18 protein-coding genes are annotated in these 21,234 nt (G+C 60.7%); 8 read left to right on the top strand and 10 right to left on the bottom strand.

Annotated elements, in window-relative coordinates:
• Positions 1-51: 51 nt before the first annotated feature.
• Positions 52-2,553: a carbamoyltransferase HypF gene (hypF, locus tag ACUZ79_RS00655; RefSeq protein WP_449250385.1), complete on the bottom strand. Its 2,502-nt coding sequence runs from the start codon at positions 2,551-2,553 to the stop codon at positions 52-54.
• Between the two features lie 176 nt (positions 2,554-2,729).
• On the opposite strand from hypF, the gene ACUZ79_RS00650 reads away from it, so the two are divergent.
• From ACUZ79_RS00650 to ACUZ79_RS00635, 4 genes are all read left to right on the top strand, one after another.
• A complete protein-coding gene (locus ACUZ79_RS00650; RefSeq protein ID WP_240825337.1) occupies positions 2,730-3,299 on the top strand; it encodes a helix-turn-helix domain-containing protein in 570 nt (189 codons plus the stop codon).
• A gap of 108 nt (positions 3,300-3,407) precedes the next feature.
• Positions 3,408-5,087, top strand: coding sequence for an AMP-binding protein (locus ACUZ79_RS00645; protein ID WP_449250384.1), 1,680 nt, complete (start codon positions 3,408-3,410; stop codon positions 5,085-5,087).
• 355 nt (positions 5,088-5,442) lie between these two features.
• A complete protein-coding gene (gene sppA, locus ACUZ79_RS00640) occupies positions 5,443-6,480 on the top strand; it encodes a signal peptide peptidase SppA (RefSeq protein WP_449250383.1) in 1,038 nt (345 codons plus the stop codon).
• A 168-nt stretch (positions 6,481-6,648) separates the two neighbouring features.
• Positions 6,649-7,140: a hypothetical protein gene (locus ACUZ79_RS00635; protein ID WP_240825333.1), complete on the top strand. Its 492-nt coding sequence runs from the start codon at positions 6,649-6,651 to the stop codon at positions 7,138-7,140.
• An 84-nt stretch (positions 7,141-7,224) separates the two neighbouring features.
• On the opposite strand, the gene ACUZ79_RS00630 is transcribed toward ACUZ79_RS00635, so the two are convergent.
• The 4 genes from ACUZ79_RS00630 to ACUZ79_RS00615 form a co-directional block, all read right to left on the bottom strand.
• Positions 7,225-8,493, bottom strand: a complete 1,269-nt coding sequence (locus tag ACUZ79_RS00630; protein ID WP_449250382.1) for a diguanylate cyclase — start codon at positions 8,491-8,493, stop codon at positions 7,225-7,227.
• Between the two features lie 363 nt (positions 8,494-8,856).
• Positions 8,857-9,201, bottom strand: a complete 345-nt coding sequence (locus ACUZ79_RS00625; RefSeq protein ID WP_240825332.1) for a hypothetical protein — start codon at positions 9,199-9,201, stop codon at positions 8,857-8,859.
• On the bottom strand, positions 9,198-10,610 hold the full coding sequence (locus tag ACUZ79_RS00620) for a translation initiation factor IF-2 (protein WP_449250381.1): 1,413 nt from the start codon (positions 10,608-10,610) through the stop codon (positions 9,198-9,200). The genes ACUZ79_RS00625 and ACUZ79_RS00620 overlap by 4 nt, the downstream gene beginning before the upstream one ends.
• Positions 10,611-10,650: 40 nt before the next feature.
• Positions 10,651-11,235 carry a hypothetical protein gene (locus tag ACUZ79_RS00615; RefSeq protein WP_449250380.1) on the bottom strand — a complete coding sequence of 195 codons (585 nt, stop codon included), beginning with the start codon at positions 11,233-11,235 and terminating at the stop codon, positions 10,651-10,653.
• 239 nt (positions 11,236-11,474) lie between these two features.
• On the opposite strand from ACUZ79_RS00615, the gene serS reads away from it, so the two are divergent.
• Entirely contained in the window at positions 11,475-12,749 is a 1,275-nt protein-coding gene (serS, locus tag ACUZ79_RS00610; protein ID WP_449250379.1) for a serine--tRNA ligase, read from the top strand.
• A 78-nt stretch (positions 12,750-12,827) separates the two neighbouring features.
• Here serS and ACUZ79_RS00605 read toward each other — a convergent pair whose 3' ends face one another.
• From ACUZ79_RS00605 to ACUZ79_RS00585, 5 genes are all read right to left on the bottom strand, one after another.
• On the bottom strand, positions 12,828-13,316 hold the full coding sequence (locus ACUZ79_RS00605) for a hypothetical protein (protein WP_449250378.1): 489 nt from the start codon (positions 13,314-13,316) through the stop codon (positions 12,828-12,830).
• An 89-nt stretch (positions 13,317-13,405) separates the two neighbouring features.
• Positions 13,406-14,197 (bottom strand): DUF4198 domain-containing protein, encoded by a 792-nt coding sequence (locus ACUZ79_RS00600; RefSeq protein WP_449250377.1) that lies wholly within the window; start codon positions 14,195-14,197, stop codon positions 13,406-13,408.
• Positions 14,198-14,337: 140 nt separating this feature from the next.
• A complete protein-coding gene (locus ACUZ79_RS00595; RefSeq protein ID WP_449250376.1) occupies positions 14,338-14,979 on the bottom strand; it encodes a class II aldolase/adducin family protein in 642 nt (213 codons plus the stop codon).
• Positions 14,980-15,012: 33 nt separating this feature from the next.
• The gene (gene thiL / locus ACUZ79_RS00590) at positions 15,013-16,080 is read right to left on the bottom strand and encodes a thiamine-phosphate kinase (RefSeq protein ID WP_449250375.1); all 1,068 of its coding nucleotides are present in this window, start codon (positions 16,078-16,080) and stop codon (positions 15,013-15,015) included.
• Between the two features lies 1 nt (position 16,081).
• Entirely contained in the window at positions 16,082-18,412 is a 2,331-nt protein-coding gene (locus tag ACUZ79_RS00585; RefSeq protein ID WP_449250374.1) for an ATP-dependent helicase, read from the bottom strand.
• A gap of 117 nt (positions 18,413-18,529) precedes the next feature.
• Between ACUZ79_RS00585 and ACUZ79_RS00580 the strand changes: the two genes are divergently transcribed.
• The 3 genes from ACUZ79_RS00580 to ACUZ79_RS00570 all read left to right on the top strand — a co-directional run bounded on the left by ACUZ79_RS00580 (position 18,530) and on the right by ACUZ79_RS00570 (position 21,234).
• The gene (locus ACUZ79_RS00580; protein WP_240825320.1) at positions 18,530-19,786 is read left to right on the top strand and encodes a multidrug effflux MFS transporter; all 1,257 of its coding nucleotides are present in this window, start codon (positions 18,530-18,532) and stop codon (positions 19,784-19,786) included.
• A 133-nt stretch (positions 19,787-19,919) separates the two neighbouring features.
• Entirely contained in the window at positions 19,920-20,687 is a 768-nt protein-coding gene (locus tag ACUZ79_RS00575; RefSeq protein ID WP_449250373.1) for a class I SAM-dependent methyltransferase, read from the top strand.
• Positions 20,688-20,697: 10 nt separating this feature from the next.
• On the top strand, positions 20,698-21,234 hold the full coding sequence (locus tag ACUZ79_RS00570; protein WP_240825316.1) for a hypothetical protein: 537 nt from the start codon (positions 20,698-20,700) through the stop codon (positions 21,232-21,234).

The raw sequence follows: 21,234 nt of genomic DNA, 5'->3' as shown, positions 1-21,234 counted from the left end.
GCGCGGATACTGTCAGCCGATAGCTTTCTGCGTTTCCCGCCTTGTTTGTAATCAGAGTTTCGCCCTTGCCAGCATCCTTCTGCCCCACACGGCCTGACCGAGGGAAAGCCCGCCATCACCTGGCGGCAATTCATGGTGGGTGAGGGCTGTGAGTCCCTGCTCTGCCAACGCCAGCGGCAGCAGCCGCGCCAGCGTGGCATTCTGCAATACGCCGCCGGTGAGGCCCACACAATTCACGCCCAGTTTGCGGGCTGCACGGCCCGCCATGCATGCCAGCGCCCGCGCAAGGCTGAGGTGAAAACGTGCCGCAGCTTCTGTGGCGTCCATTCCCTGCGCCTGCGCCTGCGCAACGAGGGCAAACAGGCCCGCGCTGTCCATTTCGAGCAAATTGTGGTGAAGCGCAACACCAACGGGCCAGATCAGCGCGGCCACGTCCTTGTCGCACGCCTTGCCCTCAAGCGCAGTTCGGATGCGTTCTTGGGCACGGTTTGCGGCATCTTCAAGGCGGATGGCGGCCTGACCTTCATAACTTGTATCTAGGCACAGCCCCAATTGTGCGGCCACCGCATCAAAGAGGCGTCCGCAACTGGACGTGGCCGGGCAGTTGATGCCGCGCCGCAGCATTTCTGTCACCGCAGCGGTGGCCTGCTCTTGTTCCGGCAGCCAGGGGGTGTGCAGTGATGGAAGAGGAATTTCCGCCTGCTCGCACAGATTGCGCAGGGCCAGCGCAATGCGCCAGGGTTGGCGCACCGCCGCATCTCCGCCAGGCAAGGCAAAGGGGGCCAGACGGCCCACCCTGCGCCACTGGGCCTGTTCAAGCTCCATGAACAGCAGCTCTCCGCCCCAGACTGTGCCGTCATCGCCAAGGCCGGTGCCGTCAAGGCAGAGGGCCAGCGCCGGGGCGTAGTGACTGTTTTCGGCCAGCACCGCAGCGGCGTGAGCGGCGTGGTGCTGCAAGCGCCACAGGGGCAGGCCCTCGCGTTCTGCGCGGGCCTCGGCATAGCGGGTGGAAAGAAAATCGGGGTGCGCATCGCACACCAGAGCTTCGGGCCGCACTTCCAGCAGCTTTTCCAGATGCGAGGCCACCTCCTCATAAAAACTCAGGGTGGCGGGATTCTCCAGATCGCCGATGTGCTGGCCCACAAAGGCCTCGGCTCCGCGCGTCAGGCAGATGGTGGCCTTGAGCTCTGCTCCGGTTCCCAACACGGAGGGGGCGTTTTGCTCCGCCTTGGGCAAAAAAACCGGGCGCGGCACATAGCCTCGGGCGCGGCGGTAGAACAGCGGCTCGGCAAGCTGGGGCGCGGGCGCAGATGCGCCGTGCGCATTCGTACCGGACAAGCTCGGCTGGAGCGTCACCACGCTGTCGTCCACACGCACCAGAATATCCCGGTCGTGCAGCAGCCATGCGTCCGTGAGATGGGCAAGCCGGGCCAGAGCCTCGCGGTTGCCAAGGCAAATGGGTTCGCCCCCGGCGTTGGCCGAGGTCATGACCAGCACGGGCGGCAAGGGCGCGCATTCCGCAAGGCGGCTGAAAAGTACGGCATGCAGGGGCGTGTATGCCAGCATGATACCAATTTTGCCAGTATCAGGGGCTACCTCGTGCGGCAAATAGGCGGCATCATTCCGTGTGGTTGCGCTGTTCTGCGTCGCACTGCGGCGGGGGCAGAGAACAACGGGCTTTTCCGGGCTTTGCAGCAGGGCCTCGTGTTCCGGCGTGAGCTCGCACAGGGCGCGGGCTGTTGCCAGATCGCCAACCATGAGGGCCAGCGGCTTGTGCGGGCGTGTTTTGCGCCGCCGCAGCTCCTGCAGACTTTGGGCATTACGCGCGTCGCAGGCCAGTTGGAAGCCCCCCAGGCCTTTGAGCGCCAGAATTCCGCCGTGGAGCAGGGTCTGTACGGCCTGTTCCAAAGCCTGTTGCTGATTTTCTGCGGTCGGCGCAGTTTGTCCTTTGCTGGCCGCAGCCGCATCCACAAACCACAAACGCGGGCCGCACGTTGGGCAGGCCACGGGCTGGGCATGAAAACGCCTGTCTGCCGGGTCGGCGTATTCCGCGCTGCACCGGGGGCAAAGCGGAAAACAGCTCATGGACGTAACGGCGCGGTCATAGGGAATGGAGCGCGTGATGGTGTAGCGCGGCCCGCAGTTGGTGCAGTTGGTAAAGGCGTACTGGTAGCGCGGATTGTCCGGATCGCGCATGTCGGCAAGGCAGTCGGCGCATACGCCCATATCCGGGCTTACAAGCACGCTGTGCGCTGCCTGCCCTGAGCTGGAAACAATGCGGAAGGCTGTTTCGTCCCCTACAACAGGCAAGTCGTGTTCGTCCACGTTGGTCAGCCGTGCCAGCGGCGGCAGTTCGGCGCGCAGGCGGCGGCCAAAGCGCTGCACTTCTGCCTCTGCGCCCTGCAGTTCCATACGCACGCCTTGAGAGGTATTGCCCACAGTGCCTGTAAGCCCGCCCTCGGCGGCCAGGCGGTAGACAAAGGGGCGAAAACCCACGCCCTGCACTTGCCCGGAGGCCACAAAGGCCCTTCTGACCATCGGTTGTTTGCTCATGCCTTTGAGCATAGCGCAAAGAGCAAAATGTGTCAGCAGGGGTATTGTATGACCGCTCAACAGCGCATGTTTGCTTGCGAGCGCACGGGCTTTTCGGTATTTAGTGGGTTGCTTGCCGCCACGTCATCCTGCCAGAGCGGCATCCAACCCGGCATATCCGGCAATCAGGAGCGTCTATGCCCCCCGTGCGTACCATTGGTTCCCGCATCCGTGGATTTCGCGAAGAACGCGAAGTTGACCTGCAAACTCTCTCCCAGAATACGGGCCTTACGGAAGACTATCTTGAAAAGCTGGAGTCAGACGCCATCTATCCCTGCATCGGCCCCCTGCAAAAGGTGGCCCGCGCCCTTGGCGTGCGCCTTGGCACTTTTCTGGACGACCAGTTTTCGCGCGACCCGGTGGTGAGCAGCATCAATGGCGAGGCCGAGGCCGATGAAGCCCTGCACACAGGGCGCGTCCCCCGCCCCAGCTATACCTATCATGCGCTGGCCAAGGGCAAGAATGACCGCAACATGGAACCCTTCCATATCCGCATTTTCCCCGAGAGCGGTGAACGCAAGACCACCTCGCACCAGGGCGAGGAATTTATCTGCGTGCTCAAGGGCGAACTGCTTGTGGTCTATGGGCGCGAAACCCGCGTGCTCAAGCCTGGCGAAACAATTTACTACAATTCCATTGTGCCGCATTACGTGGGCGCAGCTGGCGACGAGCCTGTGGAATTTCTGGCTGTGACATACAATCCCTAGGGCATGTTTACTTTCTGTTGGCCTGCTTCGGGGCGCGATCCAAAGCCCTTCAGGCCGCACACCGCGTAACAGCGGCGCACCAGCCGCAACACGCCTTTGGGAGGATGCATGGAAGAAAAAGTTCGTGAGCGTCAGGCGCAGTTTGAACTGCGCGAATGGACGTTGGGGCAGGTGCTTGACCACACGGTGGCGCGCTTTCCCGATAATGAAGCATTGGTATACCCTGACCGCAACTATCGCCAGACCTGGAGCGAATTTGGCGCTCTGGTGGACGATTTTGCCAAGGGGTTGATGGCTCTTGGCGTGCAGAAGGGTGAAAAGGTCGCGGTATGGGCCACCAACGTGCCTTACTGGGTGGCTTTGCAATTCGCCACGGCAAAAATTGGCGCCATACTGATTACGGTAAACACCAATTATCGTGAACACGAATTGCGCTACCTGCTCACCCACTCCGAGTGCGAAAATATTTTTCTTATCGACAGTGTGCGCGACCACGACTATCTGGACACCCTTTACCGCATCGCGCCCGAGCTGCGTTTGCAGTCGCGCGACAGGTTTGTGTGCAAGAGCCTGCCCCACCTCAAGCGCGTGTGCTTTTTGGGGGCGGAAAAGCACCGGGGCATGTACTCCGTGCCGGAAATACTCTCCCTTTCCGTCATGGTGGACGAGGCGGAATACGCTGCTCGTCAGGCCCTGCTCCAGCCGTGGGATGTCATCAACATGCAGTACACCTCGGGCACCACGGGCTTTCCGCGCGGGGTCATGCTGACCCATGTGGGCGTGGGGCTGAACGGGTACTGGATTGGTCGCCACCAGAATTTCGGCCCGGAAGACAGGGTGTGCCTGCCCGTGCCGCTGTTCCACTGCTTCGGCTGCGTGCTTGGCGTCTCCGCCGCAGTGAACCACGGCGCGACCATGGTTATTCTTGAGTCGTTCAACGCGCTCAAGGTGCTGGCTGCGCTCGACAGCGAACGTTGCACTGCCGTATACGGCGTGCCCACCATGTTTCTGGCAGAGCTGGAGCATCCGCTTTTCAAGCGTTTTGACCTTTCGCACATGCGCACCGGCATCATGGCCGGTTCTGTCTGCCCCGAGCCGCTCATGCGCCGCGTGGTGGACGACATGAACATGACGGAAATCACCATTTGCTACGGCCTTACGGAAGCCTCGCCGGTGATGACCCAGTCAGATATTCATGATCCCCTGTCGCTGCGCTGCGAAACCGTGGGTTGCGCCATGCCCGGCATTGAAGTGCGCGTGGGCGACCCCGACACCTGCGAGGAACTGCCGCGCGGCGAGGTGGGCGAAATCCTTTGTCGTGGCTACAATGTCATGAAGGGCTACTACAATATGCCCGATGACACGGCCAAGGCCATCAGCCCCGAAGGCTGGTTGCATTCCGGCGATCTGGGCGTTATGGACGAAAACGGCTACCTGCGCGTGACGGGCCGCATCAAGGATATGATTATCCGTGGCGGCGAAAATATCTATCCGCGTGAGGTTGAAGAGTTCCTTATGGGCATGCCCGGCATTCTGGACGTGCAGGTTGTGGCTGTTCCCAGCCGCAAGTACGGCGAAGAGGTCGCGGCCTTCATCATCCCCCGTCCTGGCGTGGAAATTCTGCCGGAAGACGTGCGCGATTTTTGTCGCGGCAAGGTGTCGTGGTACAAGATACCCAAGTACATCAAAACAATAACAGGGTTCCCGCTCACCGCCAGCGGCAAGATCCAGAAATTCAAACTGCGCGAAATGGCCGCAGAATTCTGGCCTGAACCCATGCAACGCTAAATATAAAAGGCGCGCCCTGCACTTGCGGGGCGCGCCAATGCAACAAAAAGTCAGGATGTGTCTAAAAAGTATAGGCTCCCCTGGGCAAACAATGCGCGCCATGAACCAGACAAACAGCCTGCCACAGTCGCATGAACCTGCGTGAACAATCCCGCTCCGCGCCAGTCTCCGGCCTCTGCCGTCAGCCCAACCGTGCGCCCAGCCCCTTGCCATAAAAATTTCCAAGCCATTGAACAGGCCATGCGGCCATCTCCGCCGATAGTGTAGCCAGCCTGCGGATTTTTCCACCATCGGGCCACGGCCCATCACAACTACAATCAGGTCAAAGAGCGTTATGAGCAATCAGGAATTTTCATTGAATACAGAGTCTCCGCTTTCCATGTCCGCCATGCCCGATGGCGGCCTGGTCGAACCTGCACCATCTGCGGCGTCCTCAGCAGCGCCTGCCCCCTCGGCTGGGCAGTCCTGCGCCTGCCCGCTGGCCCAGGTTCCGGCAAACGTGTGGAAGGATCTGCTGCGTCGCCCATTCCGCAAGCGGCATCCGGTCATCTTTTGGGGGCTTATACTGCTTTTGCTGGCAGGTGTCGGTGTGTTTGGCGCTGCTCTTGGCAGCAACGGCCTCATGGGCGGCCAGCGCATAGCCCTTGTGTCTGTTTCCGGCCCCATTATGGATCCGGAACCTGCCCTTGAATGGATACGCAAGGTGGAGCGCGACCCCATGATAGCGGGCGTACTGTTGCGTGTGGATTCGCCTGGCGGGGGCGCTGCGGCATCGCAGGAAATTTATAGCGCCGTGCGAGAACTGGCCCGCAAAAAGCCCGTGGCTGTAAGCATGGGGTCTTTGGCCGCATCGGGCGGGCTGATGGTCAGCATGGCGGGGTCGCGCGTGTTTGCCAATGCCTCCACCGTGACAGGTTCCATTGGCGTTCGCATGGATATTCCGCAGTTGCAGGGCCTTATGGGCAAAATCGGGGTGGGGCAGGAGACAATAACCACCGCTCCCTACAAAGACGCCGGTTCCTACATGCGCCCGCTGAGCACCGAGCAGCGCGACTATTTTAAAAAAGTGCTGGATGACATGCACCAGCAGTTTGTGGATATCGTGGCCGATGGGCGGCATATGGAGCATGCCCGCGCCGCCGCGCTTGCCAGCGGCAAGATTTTTACTGGGCGGGAGGCCGTGCAGCTTGGACTGGTGGACGAACTGGGCGGGCAGCAAACGGCTTTGGCCTGGCTTGCGGAACAGTGCGGCGTACCAGCAGAGCGCAAGCTTGTGACCCGGCCCAAGGAAGGCGGTTGGCTGCCGCGCAGCCTCAAAACCATGCTCGGGGTTGATCTGAGCGCACTGGGCAGCCTTTCTTCCAGCAGCCCTGTGTTTCTTTACCAGTTTTAGGGGCAGCGCTATCTGTAGTGCGGCTAATGTGCTCTGACAATAATAGGTAATAAAATTCTTGTATTATGAGTATTGCGGGCGGCTGTTCTAGACAGCCGCCCTTGCTTGTGCGATACTTCCGCCCGAAAAAATACCGCGCACTGCGCGGACATTTCAAGGAGCTTGTCCATGAAATATGCGCTGTTGGGTTCATTGATGGCCTGTGTGCTGTTGGCGGGCCTGTGCGGGGCGGCTGCCGCTGCGGAAAAAAAATTTAACCATTTCAGCATAGATTTGCCCGCCAAGTGCTCGGCAACAGAAAAAGAAAGCATTGTAACCGTTTCCTGCGGGCAAGATTCATTTTTTTCCATTGGTATTTTTACCAAGGTGGAAACCGGCAATCTGACGCCCAAGCAGTTTGCCGAAAAGCAGTCGGCCAGGCTTAAAGGCACGGCGCCTTCAAAGGCTGACGATGGAGGCGGCTGGACGTTCCAGGCCATGTCCGGCAGGGTCATGACCCATGCGGACGTGTCCACTGAGGGTGACCTGACCTTGCTGTTTATCAGCGATGTGAGTGATGCGGACTGGCCCGATGCCCTGCAAAAGGCCTATGATTCCCTGCGTGGGGCCGATGACCGTGCTGATGCCCTGATCCAGAAATCACTTTTTGAGCGGGAATAAGTTCGCGCCAGTCGCGCCTTTACTCAAGCTTGCCTTAACCGCAAAGCCCCGCCGGATAAACCAGCGGGGCTTTGTTTTGCGCTGTTAATCGCTCTCGGCAATGCTGCACGCGGCTGAGGCGACCTTGTTGCGACCACTGTTCTTAGCGGCGTACAGGGCTTTGTCCGCTACTCTGATGAGTTTTTCGCAGGCAGTATGCCCTGACAGGGCGCATGCCGAGCTAAGCGCCGCAACCCCGATGCTGATGGTCACACGCCCAAGGGCGCTTTGGCAGTGGGGGATGCGCAGGGCGCTGATGGCTTCGCGCACGCGTTCGGCAACCATTGTGGCGCTTTCCTTCCCTGTATGGGGCATGATGATGGCGAATTCCTCGCCGCCGTAGCGGAACAGTTCGTCACCGGGTCTGAAAAGAGCGGCGCTCATGGCCTTTGCCGCACGGGCAAGGCAGTCATCCCCGGCAAGGTGCCCATAGGCATCGTTGTACAGCTTGAACTTGTCCACATCGACCATGGCAACACACATGTCGCCGCCTTCCCGCGCAAGGCGCGCAACTTCCCTTTGCAGGGATTCATCAAAATGACGGCGGTTGAACACGCCTGTCAGGTAATCCTTGAGATTCATTGCTTCCAGTTGCCGATTGGCGGCCTCCAGCCGGCGCTCCAGCCCCTTGCGCAGGCTTATGTCGCGCAGCGACACACAGATGGAGTGAAGCTCGCCGCAGGCATTGGGCAGGGCGTAGATGGACATGACGTAGTCCTTGCCGTCCCAGATGATCTCCTGTTCGGGAATGACTTCTCCAGATGGGAGTACCCTGAAAGCCTCGTCCACCACGTCAACGGAAGGGATGCCCGCTTCAAGGATATGGGCACGCACCAGGGCGTTGGCGGGCTTGTTCGCAATAATGGCATACTGTGCGTTGACCGCCAGCAGTTGTCCATCCCTGTTGACGATGCAGAGCGCCATGAAATCGTGCGCAAATACTTCCTCAAAGATTGGTGCAAAATCTCCGCGCATGTCCACAGAGCCGATACTGCGCTCCTCGCCTTCAAAGCCGAGAAATGCACCGCTGGCACTGTGCACGGGCCTTATGCTCAGGCTGGTAACCGTGTGTGTACCTCTTGGGCACACATAGCGCACGGTGCAGTCTGTGAGCGCCCTGGGTTTGGCAGGAGCAAGGGCGTGGCGCAGCATGGCGGCATCGTCCGGGTGCATGCAATGAACCAGTGATTTGCCCGCGAGTGATCCCACTGGCAATTCCAGCAACAGCTCCTTTGCCGCATCCACATGGCGGTAGACCAGATCATGGTCAACGCCCCAGCAAAATGATTCCTTGGCGTTTTTTTGTATCGACACGGTTCCCCCTCCTTTGCCGCCCGGACTGGTTCAGGGCATTGCCCCTGCTGCGCGTACCTGCGGCAAAGACTCTGTCGATTTCAACGCCAGAATATACATAAGGGAACCCTTTCGCCAGAGATTTCGGGCAGAAAGGCCAGTGCTCAAGAAATATCGAAGATGCCAAATACCTGGCGGGCACAAAGTTTGTGATTATGGGAGCAAAGGGAGGCCGCGAACAAAAAAACATGAAAGCCATAATTTTTTGCGCGGAAACTCGCGAGCAAAATGTGATTAAATCACATTCTGACGTAGCGGCATAAGCGCGGATTGCCTCGGTGAAATATGCCGTAATTCAGGCAGGAAGGACAAAGAGTCGAAAAATTAATGGCCGGAGTAATCCAGAACGTTGTTCAGCGGAGCGCTGTGGCTTTCAATACGCCCGCAGTTGAAGGCGTGGCGATTAAGCCGCCAGCCCTCCATATCAAGCACGTCAAGCTTTCCCTTATGCTCCGGGCAGATATGCTCCCCAAGTACCGCCAGTACTTCATCCACGGGAAAGTACATGCCTTCAAAGGAGATGCGGGCCATATCGCCGTCACGCTCAAGAACAGGCACGTCATCTTCATCCGGCATGGCATCGGCGCAGGACTGTTCCAGAGCTGCGTAAAAATCATCGTTCACAGGATACACATGCCCGTAAACTTTAAGCAGAGGGGCTCGGCTCATGGTTTTGCCGCCGTGTCGCCAGCCCTGGCGGGTGGTTGAGGCGTGACGGCATCCGCAGCGGGCGGGGCGCCCTCCTGCCTTGAAGATGTAAGGCACATCTGTTGCCCTCGGGCGGCGGCAAGCCCTTCGCAGTCGCCCAGAGCACAGGCGGCGGCCAGATCATCGCACATGCCGGGTTCGTTGCTGCGCAGCATGCGCAACGCGCCACGCGCCCGCAAAAGCCGGACTTTGTCTGAGGTGTGGGGAAAAGCATCAGTTGTGGCTTCCAGCACCGCGCTCAGGTCATCTTCGGCAAGGGCAAGCTGCTGCAAGCGCCAGTGGGCCAGTGCGCGGATGTACCGTGCGCGGCCAAGGCCGGGGGCAAGTTCCAGCGCGGCAGTGCAGGAAGCGATGCTGCGCTGCGGCATGCCCGCCTGCAAAAGTGCCTCGCCCAGAAGTAGCTGGGTAGCGGCGCTCTGCGGCAGACTGACGGCAGCTTTCTCAAGGATTGCCAGAGACTCTGCCGAGGTCAGCCAACCCTCGGGCGAAAGGCGCAGTGTATCCAGAGCCGCAATGGCGGCGGCAAAAGTGTCTGCCAGGGCATCAGCGTTCAGCTGCGCTTTCTGTTGCGCCGCCTCCTTTGCGATGTTTTCGGGAGTAGGCATTGGCGGGTGCTGGGTCAACTGCCCCGGCGGCGTCGCCTTGGCAATATACCATGTACCGCCAGAACCGGGGGACGCATCGCCGGAGCCGCCAGATCCAGGCAGGGCATCGGCGGCGGCGAGCTCCTGAGCGACATGCCGGGCATTTGCCGTTGCGGTCATCAGGTCGGCCAGCAGCAAACGCCGCACTTTCAGGGCGTCAGGATTGCGCAGTAGCCGCAGCAGTGTTTCCGCCGCATCGGGCCGGGCCAGCAAGGTAACTGTCATGCTTTGCGCGCCGGAATCCCCGCCAGCGGCAGCATGGTCAACCTCTGTCAGCGGGGTGTACAGTTCTGCGGCCAGCGCTGTGTATTCGTTGAAATCGGTGATGCCCATGCGGATGTCGCGCCTGTTGGGCAGAGCTGCTGCGGCAGTCTGCAAGGCCTCAAGAAGGGCGGCGGCTTCCGCGCACAGGCGTTGGGCGTGCGGGGGCAGTGGCGCGGCGGGGCAGTGCGCGCTGCGAAGAACGGGCGATGGCAGGGGGAGGGGGCCTGGTCTGGAAGCAGAGGGGCCATTTTCTAGAGGCGAGAGCTGATCAGCAGGAGTTGGGCTGGCACTTTCGGCTGGGGTATTGTCAGCCGTATTGCCCTGTGAGTCCTTGCCCTTCGGTGCTGGTTTGTCAGCGGCAGAGACTGCCGCCGGTGGGCCGGGCGTGTGTTCTGCTGCGTATGCCGCACCGCCGGTCAACAAGACCGGCGGCAGGGCAAAAGCTCCCAGCAGAACCGCCATGGGCAAGCTGGAAAACAATGTACGCAAGGCCCGCATGGGCTTATTTTTTTGCCTCGATGGTCTGGACAATCTTGTGCGCCATGGGTTTGACCAGGTCGCGCAGAGTTTCCAGCATCAGGTTGTCGGCAGCGCTGCCTGAGGGCAGGCCGGTGCGCGACTGTGACGCGTTGAGCGATTCACGCAGGATGCGCGCCTGCCGATTGGCAAGCACGTAGTTTGCGCGCAGTGATGTGGACATGTCGGTGGTGGACGTTTCGCGGATGTTGGCTTCATCGACCTGGCCAGTGACCATAAAGTCGGGGTTGCCCTTGCGCGCTTCGTTCACGCTGATGGAATAGGAAACCTGCATGCCGTTGCGCGCAAGTTCATCGGCCAGAGCCTTGCTGATCCACTGGGCGACATTGTCGGTGGTGACAAACGCGCTGTTGTCGCGGCGGGTGCCGATGACGGTCTGATCCATGCGTTTGTCTTCAAACATCACAACGGTCACACGGGGTGCGTTGGGAGAAGGAAGCACCGAAGCGTCCAGAGCGGGCGGCGGCAAGAGTCGAACATTGTTGCTCGGCCCGCAGGCTGCAAGCAACGCCAGCAGGGATACACAAAGAACAATGCGTAAATGTTTCATGACGGCCTCACGTAACTTGTATAGAAAATCTCCAGAATACTTGTTACTACGTATACGCAAAATTTGCCTTTTGCAAGGTTTGCAGGTCTGCCTGCGCCAGATTGTCAGGTACAGGCCGCATGCAGCCGCCTTGCAGGCAGCGGCCCAACATGCTACAGCCTCTCTGTTGCGCTCCCCATCCTCATGTGGAGCAGATTTTGCTATATCCCGCGCGGTGCGCGTTTTTTTCAGGAGCGGCTATGATTGACCTCAAACTGGTGCAAAAGCAGCCCGAAGTGCTGATCAAGGCTTTGACCGACAGGCATTCGGATCTGGATGTTAATGAATTCCTGGCGCTGGACGCCCGCCGCCGCGCCCTGCTGACCGAGGTGGAAACCCTCAAGAGTCGCCGCAACGTGGCCTCTGCCGAAGTGGCCGCAAAAAAACGCGCGGGCGAAGATGCCACGGCTCTGCTGGCCGAAATGAGCGGCGTTTCCGAACGCATCAAGGAACTGGACGTTGAAACCGCCCAAGCCAAGGCCGATGTGGAAACCTGGCTCATGCGCGTACCCAACCTGCCTGACGCCGCCGTGCCCGTGGGCAAGGATGAATCGGAAAACGTGGAGGTGCGCCGTTGGGGCACGCCGCGCGAATTTGATTTTGAGCCGCGCGAGCATGGCGATCTGGGCGTGGCCCTTGGCGGGCTTGATTTTGAGCGCGCCGCGCGCCTGACTGGCAGCCGCTTTGTGGTGTCCCTGAACTGGGGCGCGCGCCTTGAACGCGCACTGGTGAACTTTTTTCTTGATCAGCACACAGTGGCTGAAGACTATATTGAAGTCTGCCCGCCCTACATGGTCAACCGCACCAGCATGACAGGCACGGGCCAGTTGCCCAAGTTTGAGGAAGACCTGTTCAAGTTGCGCGAGTGGGAATACTACCTGATTCCCACTGCCGAAGTGCCGCTGACCAACCTGCACGCTGGCGAAGTACTGGACGAGGCCGACCTGCCCCGCGCCTACTGCGCGGCCACACCCTGCTTCCGCTCCGAGGCGGGCAGCGCGGGCAAGGATACGCGCGGCCTTATCCGCATGCACCAGTTTACCAAGGTAGAGATGGTGCGTTTCGCCCATCCTGACGACAGCTTCAACCAGCTTGAGATCATGCGCGGTCATGCCTGCAACCTACTGGAAATGCTCGAACTGCCCTACCGCGTCATCACGCTCTGCACGGGTGACATGGGCTTCAGCTCTGCCAAAACCTATGATGTTGAAGTGTGGCTGCCCACGCAAAAAACTTTCCGCGAAATTTCGTCCTGCTCCAATTGCACGGACTTTCAGGCCCGCCGGGCCGATATCCGCTTCAAGCCCAAGGGCGGCAAGGCCACGTTCCTGCACACGCTCAACGGCTCCGGCCTGCCCACGGGCCGCACCATTGCCGCCATCCTTGAAAACTGCCAGCAAAAGGACGGCAGCCTTGTGTTGCCCAAGGTGCTGGTTCCCTACATGGGCGGCAGGGAAGTTATCGAACCGAAATAAACGTTCATTGCTGATGTAAAAACGGGTGCTTCCTTCAGGAGGCACCCGTTTTTTTTGGTCAAAAACAGTTTTGAACCATTATACCGTAAGTTTTTTTCTGCGGCGCATCACGGCAGCCGCCAGCGCCATGTTGGCAATCAGGCTCAGGCCCAGCAGAATGCGCAAGGGCATGGCAAAGCCGCCTGGCCCCGCATCGTGCCCGCTGTCTGCGGCTACGGCCCCCTGAGCGGCGCTGATTTCCACCGGGTGTTCAACCCTATGCCCCATGTTGTCAGCCATGATGATACGCCAGCGGCCCGGCGCATCAGGCATGAAGGCAAAGCGCCCCTGCGCGTCCGTGCGGCCATTCTGAAATTCAACCTTGTCGTCTGCGGGACTGTAAACCTCCACCTTTGCATAGGTGGGCTGCTCGCCGCTGGAGTAGGCAAACTGCACAAGCACCACGCCGTCATGCCGGGTGTCTGCCGCATACAGGGCATGGGCCGAAACCTGGGCAACGGTGCCTGTCAGAAGCAGCGCAACCGCAAGGCAGATGGCGGCGCAGCGCCCCAAAAGGAAAATGCGCATATAACTATCCTTGCCTCAAGCAGGTGTGGGAATGCGATCAGGCGGGAGAAAGCTAACCTTCCCCCGCCTGCCTACGTGTGGATATGGGGCTACTTTACGGGGAACACATAGGTGGCGCGCAGATGGTGCTCATCCGCGTCCGTGCCGGGGGTCTTTTCCACCACCGTGGTGCGCAGCATCCACAGTGCGGGCTTGTCCACGGTAAAGGATGCCTTGCCCTGCGCATCAGTCTGCACCTTGGATTTGTAGGTGTCCTGTTCCTTGCTGAAGGCATCGTGGGTCAGGCCCACAGTCGCGTTGGCCACGGGCTTGCCGCGCAGCAGTACCTGTACGTTCAGGGGGGCGCCGGGCTTGAGGTCTGCGGGATTTGTCAGCAGTACAAGTTCCAGATCCTGACCAAGGGCCTTGCCGAACAGGGTGTCGTTGCTGGCGGGATTGAGCAGGGTTTTAGCGAATTTTTCATACTTGCCGGAAGATTTGACCTTCATGCCCTTGGCTTCAAGGGCAGAGCGGCTGCCTTCCATTTCACCCTGGGTTGTTTCGCACCATATCTGGGGCAGGCGGTGGCCCACCAGCATGGCGGGGCCGTTCTGCGCGAGGGTGAAGTCGCCCACCAGCGAAACAAGCGCCTTGTCTTCCGCAAGGGCGATGTCGGTTTTTTTGTCGCCCTGCAAGAGGTACAAGCGCACGTTGGCGGGGTTTTCGGCTTCTTCGCTGACCATGAACACATGGGCCGCCTGCGCCTGCAGGCGGGTTTTCTGCCCGGCGGCAGGGGTTGCCGTGTCGGGCTTGAGGATGAATTCGTGGGCCAGGGCGGCAGTGCTGGAAATCATGAGACCCATAAGGGCCAGAGCGGCGCAGAGGTGCGAACGGATATGCATGTTGGAGGGCTCCTTTGAGTTCGTGTTACGAAAATATAGCGTATGCTACAACTGTACATATGTTTTTGCAAGTTGTAACACTGAACGAACAAAAAAGCCCGCAAAATGCGGGCTGTAAGAAAAAGGTGGCAATGCCTGCGTTAAACCGTGGCAAGTATCTGTAGCGCGGCCAGATGTTCCAGCTCTTCAGCCAGACACAGGGCATCGGCCAAGGTGCGCCCAAGACAGCACAGGCCATGCCCTGCCATCCACACGGCATCCTTGCCGCTGGCAGCCAGAGCTACGGCCTCTGCCAGCTCGGTGGTGCCGGGGGGGAGTGCCGGGGCAAAGCCCAGCTTGGCCCGCCACACCTCGGCTTCAAAAAGGGGCAGGCGCAAAAAGTCCTCTTGCCTGCCCGCCAGCCGCAGGCTCAAGGCAAGCAGGCGGCGAGGGTGTGTGTGCAGAATGGCGTTGCAGTCCGGGCGGGCGCGATAGATGGCAAGGTGCATGCCCGATTCAGTGGACGCTGGCCCGCCTGACACGGTTGCGCCTGTGGCGATGTCCATAAGGCAACAGTCGGCGGCGGTCAGCCTGCCCTTGGCAGCGCCGCTGCGCGTGACACAGACAAGCCCTGGCGCGTTGCTGCCGAGCCTGCGGCTGGTGTTGCCGTTGCAGCCGGACAGCAGGCCCTGCTTCCATGCATCGCGGCAAATTGCGCGAAATTCTTCAACCGTCTCAGAAGGGATGGATGGTTGATCGTCTGAAAGCGGCGCGGATGCTGATCGCTGCGAGGTGTTGCTCATGCGGGATTTCCTTTGTTTTGCCATGCGTGCATGTCAGGCTTTCTGCCTTTTGTGCTCAAAGTGGTCAAAGCCGCGCATGTCCGCCAGAGTGTCCAGCGGTTCGTTGTTGCACACAATACCGCCGCCAGCGGTGACAACGCCGATGCTTGTAAGCCGCGGTATGGCCGCATGCAGGGGGGGCAGCATGTCGGGCGCGCACGAACCAAGCAGGGCGTAATCCTCGCCGCCAAGCAGGGCCTCGTGTACGGGATTTTTGCCATGGGCTTCGGCATAGCTCACTACTTCCGGGTGCAGCTGCCCACGGGCCAGCATAATTTCCGCCCCCAAGCTGCCGCGCGAGACCTGACCCGCCGCGCTCAATTCGCCCGTAAGGCCAAGCAAACGGGGCAGATCACGCATGATGCCGTCAGAAACATCCATGAGCGCAGGCGGCCGGGCGTTGAATCCTGCCCGCGCCAGCATGAGGCCAGCGTCCACCTGCGGCTCGGGGTGCAGGTGCGCCGCGCAGGCGGCGGGCCATTGCTCCAGAGCCGCGCGGCCCTGAGCTTCAAGGGCTTTGAGCCCCACCCGGGCAAGGCCCAGACGCCCCACCACAAAGAGCACATCGCCGGGCATGCTGCCGCCGCGCACAAGAAAGGTGCCGGGGTCGGCGGGTTCGCCCCACACGGTCACAGAAATATGCAGGCGCTCGCAGCCGGAAAGATCGCCTCCGGCCAGCACCATGTTGTGTTGCTTGGCAAGCCCGGCCATGCCGGAGAAAAACGCGTCCAGCCACGGCTCGTCCACCCAGCCGGGCAGGCCGAGGCAGAGGGTAAAGGCGGCGGGCCGCGCCCCGCAGGCCGCAAGATCGCTCACATTGACGGCCAGCGCCTTGTAGCCTGTTTCTTCAGGGGTAAAATACGAGCGGCGAAAATGCACGTCTTCCAGAAAAAGGTCACTGCTCACGGCAAGGGGCTTGCCGCCGCGCAGCACGGCGCAGTCATCGCCCCTGCCCAGCAGCAGGGAAGGCCCGGTCTGCGGAAAATGCCTGCCAAGACAGGCTAGAATGCCGTCTTCAGAAAGAGAGCCATGAGAAACAGGGGATGCGTGGGGCGGAACCATATCAGCTCTCCAGAATCAGATATTCGCTCAGGATGACCTTGAGGCCGAAGCCGGGGAAATTTACCTGCACCTTGTCCGGCGGCAGATGGCGTACGATCTTGCCGCGCCCGAAAATACGGTGGCGGCAGTAGCACAGTTCGCCATCGCCTGCGGCCTGCGTCCCTGAACTCCCATGAACCGCCGCAGGGGCGGACGTGGGGGTCGCAAAGGGAAAAGTCTGCTTGCCCGAGCCGCTTGCTGGCGCATTCACCGGCGCTTCGTCTGGCGCAAGCTGGCAATCGTCATAGGCATCGTGGCTCGGCGGGCGCTGCGGACGCGGCAAAAGCCCGCCCGAGAAGCCCTGCGCGCCACCAGGCCCGCCAGCAGAAGGCATGGCGGTTTTACGCCCAAAACCCACGCCGCCAACGCTACGGCGCGAAAGCACGCCGCCGAAGCCTTCAATCCATTCTTCAACCATGCCGGGTGCAAGCTCGCGCACAAAGGGACTCTGGCTCACGTGCTGACTGCCGCGCTCCGCCCTGTTGTAAAGCGAAGCCGGGGCGTAAAGGTCAAGGCACTGGCGCGCGCGGGTGCAGGCCACGTACATGAGGCGGCGCTCTTCTTCAAAATCTTCTGGCCGGGCCAGAGCGTGGCGCGAAGGAAAGCGGTCTTCCACCAGATCAATGATCAGAACGGCATTCCACTCCAGCCCCTTGGCCGAATGCACGGTGGAAAGGGTGATCTTGCCCTCGTTGCTGTCGGCGTCATCGTCTTCCGGCGCTTCAAGGGCAAGATCTGCCACAAAAAGATCCAGTTCGCTGTAGCCGGAGGCCATCTGGATGATTTCTTCCAGCCCCTGCTGGCGGCGGGGCCAGTCTTCCGGGTAGAGGGCCTCGAGGCGAGGGCGGTAATGCTCAAGAACGGACGACAGTGTGCCCGAGGGCGGCATGGGCCGGGCGCGCAGGTCGTCCACAAAGCGCATGTCTTCCAGAAATCCCGGATACTTGGCAAAGGCTTTTTCTGTGGATTTCTGGTCGCCGCTGCGGGCCACGGCATAGAGTTTTTCTACCGTCTTGGGGCCAATGCCACTGTGCTGGGCCGCCACGCGGGCAAAGGCGGGCAGGTCGAGCGGGTTAAGCAGCAGGCGGGCGTAGGCGATAACATCCTTGACGTGGGCAGCCTCGGTATAGCGCAGCCCCCCGTATTTGCGAAAAGCAATGCCTGCCTGATTGAGGGCCATCTCCAGATTATAGGAATGGAAGCCCGCGCGGAACAGCACCGCGATTTCGTGCGGCAGATGGGTCGCCAGCAGTTCTTCAACCCGGCGCACCACCAGCTTGGCCTGACTCATGTCGCTGAGCGGGGTCACAAGGCGTACCGGGTCGCCGCCTTCCTTGCGCGTGAACAGATTTTTGCGGAAAGACTCCGCAGCGTGGGAGAGCAGGTTGTTGGCCACATCCAGCACGGGCTTGGTGGAGCGATAGTTTTCCTCCAGCCGTACAACGCGCGCGCCGGGAAAAAGCGAGGGGAAGTCCAATATGTTGCGCACATTGGCGCCGCGAAAGGCATAGATGGACTGGGCTTCGTCGCCCACAGCCATGACGTTGCCTGGGGGGCCGTCCAAGGGCCCTGCCAGCAGGCGCACAATGCGGGCCTGAACCAGGTTGGTATCCTGATATTCGTCCACAAGAATATGGCTGAACCTCTGCCGCAGCGAGGCGGCCGCCAGCGGATTTTCACGCAGCAGGGCCTCAAGCTCGAACAGCAGATCATCGTAATCCAGCAGGCCCTTGTCGCGGCGGTAGGCATTGTAGGCATCACCCAGCCGTGCCAGACCATCGGCATGGGGCAGCAGGTGAAAGGCTTCGCGCCGCAGCACTTCGTCCAGCGGCAGTTCCTTGTTGCGGGCCTTGCTCAGCAGCCCCACAATGCTCTGGGTTTTGGGAAACGACCTGTCCCCCTTGCCCAGCTTGAGCTGATCCTTGCAGTGTTTGACCGCCTCGTTGATGTCGGCGGAATCCATGACTGTGAAGGGTCTGTCGCCAAGCCATTCGGGTTTCCAGCGCCTGAGCGCCCCAAAGCCAAAGGCGTGGAAGGTGCCGCCCTGCACGCCCGCAAGCCCCTGATTGAGCAACAGCCCCGCGCGGTGCAGCATTTCCTGCGCGGCCTTGCGGGTGAAGGTGAGCAGGAGCATGGCATCAGGTTCCACGCCGTGCTCTGCCAGCCATGCCAGACGGTAGACGATGGTGCGGGTTTTGCCGCTGCCTGCGCCTGCCACAACCAGCACAGGGCCGTCGCCGCAGGTGGCTGCCTCGTACTGGGCTTCGTTAAGGGCTTGAGCGTAATCAATCATGGGCGCAGGGTAGCATAAGGCGGCAGCGCATACCAGAGCCGCGCAGGGGCATTCCCCGCCCTTGACTTTGCCCGCGCTCGTCCCGAATATCGCGCAAAGAAAAGAAAAAGGACAAACATGCGCATTACGGAAAATGATTATATTGTGGGTGCCGGCGCAAGGCTGCCCCGCCGCCGCAGGCTGTTTCTGGCGCTCTTGCTGGGTATGATGGCTGCCTTTGGCCCGCTGTGTACCGATACCTATCTGCCAAGCCTGCCCGCGCTGGCGGCAGATCTTAATATCTCCACGGCAACAACCCAGTTGACCATCACGGCCTGTCTGCTGGGCATGGCCCTCGGTCAATTGTTTGTGGGGCCCATTTCAGACTCCACCGGGCGGCGCAAGCCACTGTTCATGGCGCTGATCTTCTTTACGCTGGCTTCCATCTGTTGCGCAGCGGCCAAAACGGGCAACAGCTTTATTGCTCTGCGCTTTGCGCAGGGGCTTGGCGGGGCGGGGGGGATTGTGCTGGCCCGCGCCATGGCCTGCGACCTGTTTCGCGGGCCGGAGCTGACCAACTTCATGAGCCTGCTTATGGCGGTCAACGGCATTGCCCCCATTACCGGGCCGCTTCTGGGCGGGTGGCTGGCATCCCTGAGCGGTTGGCCCCTGATTTTTTATTTTCTGACGGGCTTTGGGGTGTTGCTCATCGTGCTGAGCGCTGCGGGCCTGCCCGAAACACTGCCGGAAACCATGCGCCGCGAGGGTGGTTTGCGCGCCTCGTGGAAGGCCATGGGCGAGCTTTTGCGGCAAAAACCCTTCATGTGTTATGTGGGCGTGCAGGGTTTCACCATGGGCGGATTTTTTGGTTACGTGGCGGCCTCGCCCTTTGTGCTGCAGGGCATGTACGGCATTTCGCCGCAGGGCTACAGCGTCATTTTTGGCTGCAACGCCTTGAGCGTCATGTTTGTCGCCCTTGCCACGGCCCGGCTGTCGCGCCGTTTTGGCGAAGCCCGTTTGCTGCAAATCGGCAACACGCTGCGCTGTGCGGCCTGCCTTGGCGTACTGGCCGTGACGGTGCTCGCGCCAGCTTCGCCTTTGCCGCTGCTCGTGGGGCTGTTTTTCATGATCGCCCTCCAGGGCATGACGCTCCCCACCAGCTTTACCCTTGGCATCAGCGCGCAAAATGTTGGCGCGGGAACGGCCTCGGGCATTCTGGGCGTGGCGGTCTTTATTTTTGGCGCGTGCACCTCCCCCCTTGTGGGGCTGGCCGGGGGCGATACCGCTGTGCCGCTGGGTCTGGTGAGCGCCTGCACGGGGCTTGCCGCCGCAGTACTTGGACAAGTTGGCAACAGCGAAATGCAAAAGCGCGCCGTGCGGGAAAAGCAGGCCTGAGCCTGCTCGTTTCTGGCGGGGACTGGGCGGCATTGTTGCTGCAAATCAGCCCGCCGCATTGACGCGCTGTAGTCTGATGTTTACAACAAGTGGCGCTTGCGCTTTTTTTCGCCGCGCAGGGAGAACCGGATTCATGGATTGGGATGCACGTCTTTATGACCAGAGCCACGACTTTGTGGCAGCCTACGGTGAAAACCTGCTGGGGCTGTTGCCCGATGGTCTGGGCTTTGTTGTTGACGTAGGCTGCGGCACAGGCACACTGACAGAAGCCTTGACCGCCAGAGCCGCCCGCGTGGTGGGCATCGACGCCTCGCCCGACATGATCGTGCAGGCCAGGATGCGCCTGCCGCAAGTGGAATTTCTGGTAATGGACGCCTGCGACATGGCGTGGAACGGCTGCGTGGACGCGCTGTTTTCCAACGCCGCGCTGCACTGGATAGAAGATCAGGAGCGCCTGACCGCCGCCATGGCGAGGGCGCTGCGCCCCGGCGGCCTTCTGGTGTGCGAATTTGGCGCGCAGGGCAATATCGGGCGTATCCGCGCTGTCTTTGGGGCGGCCTTTCAGGCCGTGCTGGCAGGGGAAGGCATTGGCCCGGCGCATCTGAACAGCGAGCGTTTTTATTTTCCCTCGGCGCAGGAATACGCGGGCCTGCTGAGCCGTCACGGATTTTCCGTGCGGCTTGCGGAAGAGTACGACAGGCCTACCCCTCTCAAAGGAGGGGAAGAAGGCCTTGCCCGCTGGATGGCCCAGTTTTTTGCCCAGGATCTGGATTGCGTGGCCCCAGAGGCTCAGGAAAAGGTTTTTGCCGCCGTGGCGGATGCCCTGCGCGCATCCATGTGGAATAACGGCGGTTGGATTGCTGATTATCGGCGGCTGCGGGTCGTGGCCGTAAAACATTAAGGGAGTCCCCATGCCCGAAGCTCAAGAACAATTTCAGAATGGCGTTGCCAAGGTTCTGGAAGCCGTCATGTTCGAGAACTGGCTGCGTTTTTATTTCATCTCTGAAAAGCCCGATGCCCCTGCCGCTACGGACGGCCAGCCCGCTCTGTTCATCGCCGTGCCAGTCAAGGCCATGGAGCGCATCAGCGAGCTGTTCCCCCGTCTGCTGCCTCTGGCAGAAGACATGAACGGTCAGGAAGTGACCTTTGAAACCTCCCGCCGCGCGGTCTGTAATTTTGTTCTGGCCCATGTGGACGGTCAGGTCATGCCCCGCGATACTGCGGCCATGATTTTTGAGAGCGCCACCTTCCAGGTGCAGATGCAGCTTTTCAACGCCTGGGTGCAGATGCACGAAGCGCAGCTTGACCGCAACTTTGTGGATTTTGGCGGCTGGCAGAAACTCTTTGACGAATGGCGCAATACGCCCGCCGCGCGCGAACTGGCCGAAAAGCTTTCCCTTTCTTTGCAGGGTGCGGCTGTTGCGCCGGGCAAGGACACTGTGCAGTAG

The sequence above is a fragment of the Desulfovibrio faecalis genome (assembly GCF_053570625.1).
The sequence above is the reverse complement of the archived record's forward strand: the minus strand, read 5'-3'. Positions and strand labels throughout refer to the sequence as shown.